This window comes from Clostridium sp. CAG:43, from assembly GCF_000434655.1.
GTDB lineage: Bacteria > Bacillota > Clostridia > Lachnospirales > Lachnospiraceae > Otoolea > Otoolea fessa.
On sequence record NZ_FR895085.1, the window covers coordinates 1781 to 4516 of the forward strand.

At 54.5% G+C, this 2736-nt stretch carries 2 protein-coding genes; both read left to right on the plus strand.

Features of this window, described 5'->3' with window-relative positions:
• On the plus strand, positions 1 to 839 hold an 839-nt coding region (locus QVO97_RS06895), incomplete at its 5' end, for a dockerin type I domain-containing protein (protein ID WP_288189255.1).
• A gap of 124 nt (positions 840 to 963) precedes the next feature.
• On the plus strand, positions 964 to 2736 hold a 1773-nt coding region (locus tag QVO97_RS06900), incomplete at its 3' end, for a cadherin-like beta sandwich domain-containing protein (RefSeq protein WP_288189257.1).

Genomic DNA, 2736 nt, shown 5'->3' on the forward strand with positions numbered 1-2736 from the left:
CGGCGGGCGCCTGCGTCAAACCGACGCTGGACGGCAGCCCGAACAACAAGCTGTCGGCGCTGGGTGTCGATGGATTTGCACTGACACCGACCTTTAACCGAGATACGGAGTCCTACGATCTGATCGTGGATCCATCGGTGGCAAGCGTGACGGTAGCAGCGAGCGCGATTGATTCCAAGGCAACGATTGCCGGAACGGGAACGGTCGATCTGCAGAGCGGTGTCAATGAGATCACCGTGACGGTCAAAGCGGCAAATGGAAATCTGCGAAATTATGTCCTTCACGTAGTGCGCCAGTCGGGCGGTCCGACCTACTCAAGCTCGATTGGAAGCGGCGTTTCCTCTGGAAGCAGCTCTAGCGGTCCGGCGACGGGACCGGGCATGTCTTCAGGAAGCAGTTCAGGAAATTCTTCCTCCGGCGGTTCGGATGTGCAGATTGTCGGTCCGACCTCTTCGGGAAGCAGTTCAGGAAGCTCTCCTTCCGGGCAGTCCGCACCGGGATCGAATGTGAATGGATTTGGGAGCGGCAGTTCCGGAACCCTGATTGCGCCAAATGGGGAGTCTGTCGGGAGCGCCGGCAGTCCGCAGGGGAGCCAGTCGCCGACCAGCGCGGCGGCACCATCCCAGTCCACATCGGGAACGCATGCGGCATCGTCGGTGCGCGGGGATGTCAACGGCGATGGTAAGCTGAACATCATGGATGTCCTGCTGGCACAGCGGTCGATACTGGGACTTGGAAAGTTAAGAGCGGAAGAAATCGCGCGCGCCGACCTCAATGGAAATGGAAAAGTAGATATTTTGGATATTCTTCTGATGCAGAAGAAGATTCTGGGACTGTAGGGATATTTCACGTACCTGCGGCTGGTCTTGAGAGATGGCAGCGGGTACGTGAAAATTTGTAAAGAAAGGGAACGGTGCAGATATGGAACCGTTACCAATAAAGAATATAGGACAGGGCAGTTGAATGAAAAGATTTAAAAATATCATATTAGGTATACTTGCGGCAGGTATGCTGACGGTGGCGGCGCCGGTTGGCGGGATCAGCGCCTATGCATCCAGCGCAAAAATTTCATTTTCCGATCCGAGTGCGACGGTGGGTCAGGAGTTCAGCGTCAATGTGAAGATCTCCTCTCAGGATGGAAATCTAGGGGCATCCGACGTGGTACTTTCCTATGATCCGTCGGTCATTGAGTTTGTGAGCGGAAATAACGCAAGCGGCGGTGCAGGTTCCGTCCGCCTGGTTGGAACGATGGATTCCAATTCGACGAAGGCATTTTCCTATACGCTGAAATTCAAGGCAGTGCAGGCGGGAAATACGTCGATCTCTGTGGGAAGTTATGAAGTCTATGACTCAGATGCACAGGCAGTCACAGTTTCTAAAACGGGGACGGCGAGTGTCAAAGTAAAAGCACCGGCAACCTCCTCGGCGGAAGCGGCGCTTTCGTCCTTAAAGATTTCTCCAGGAACACTTTCCCCTGCATTTTCGCCAAATGTGACTTCCTATACGGCGCAGGTAGGAGCCAGCGTCGATAAGCTGGCGGTCAGCGCGAGTGCGAAGGACAGCAAGGCGAAAGTCCTTGTCAGTGGTGATTCCGGCTTAAAGGTAGGTGCTAATACCGTTGTCTGCAAGGTGACGGCGGAGGATGGACAGACAACTAAGAGCTACACGATCACAGTCAATAAGCTAGATACGGTCGATGTGCCGTCAGAGGCGGAGACAGGGGCTGAAACAGAGGCAGTTGGGACAACGCCGGTTGTGACAAACGGGCTGGATGTGGAAATAGACGGCGTTTCCTATACGGTGGCGACGGAATTTGATGCCTCCCTGCTTCCGGAAGGATATACGCAGTCTACCTGTACTTATGGCGGTTCAGAGGTCCAGTGTGGAAATGGCAATGACCTGACGCTTCTGTATTTGCAGGGTGCCGATGGAAATGGTGCGTTTTATATTTATATACCGGAATCCGGTGTGTTATCGCCGTATGTGACGATCGATGTGACAGCAAAGTCGATTCTGGTGCTTCCACCGGATGAGTCGGTTCAGATTCCGGATGGATTTATGGAGACGACCATTCAGTTAAACGGCACGTATAAAGTGCAGGGCTGGGTATGGAAGAGCGATGAACAGCAGAAGTATTGTGTCGTATATGGTATGAATGAGAGCGGCGAGAAGTCGCTGTATCGGTATGATATTGCAGAAAAGACCTTCCAACGGTATTTTGAAGACCCGTCTCTGGCAACTAAATACGATGATGCACAAGTGGAAGAGATTGTAGATAAGTACAACGCACTTTGCAGGGATTATAATATTCGCTTTGTCATGCTTGCGGTTCTGGGCGTAGCGTGTGTAATCTTGTTCTTTATCGTGATCAATCTTCTGCTCAAGCGGAAAGAGTGGAGAGAGGAAGCGCAGGCAGCCGGAGGCAGACAGAGGTTCAAGCGTCGTCCGTCATCGCCGAATGCACGACCGGCGGCAGACGCACGGGTGAAACGAGGCACTGGACGCGACAAGAGAGAAGATAGGGAAATGACGCCGGCAAGACCGGCAGCGCGGAGTGAGAAGGAGCGCATGGCAGCGGATGACAGACACCGCCCGTCCGCAGAGCGGATGGAGGAAGGGCGTCGGAGTACGCGCCGAACCCAGGAGACGCTGGAGACGAGACCGGTCCGCCGGGAGCGGGAAGAGGAGCGCGAGACGCCGCCGGCCCGCCGGACAAGGGATGAGGAGCACGCGTCC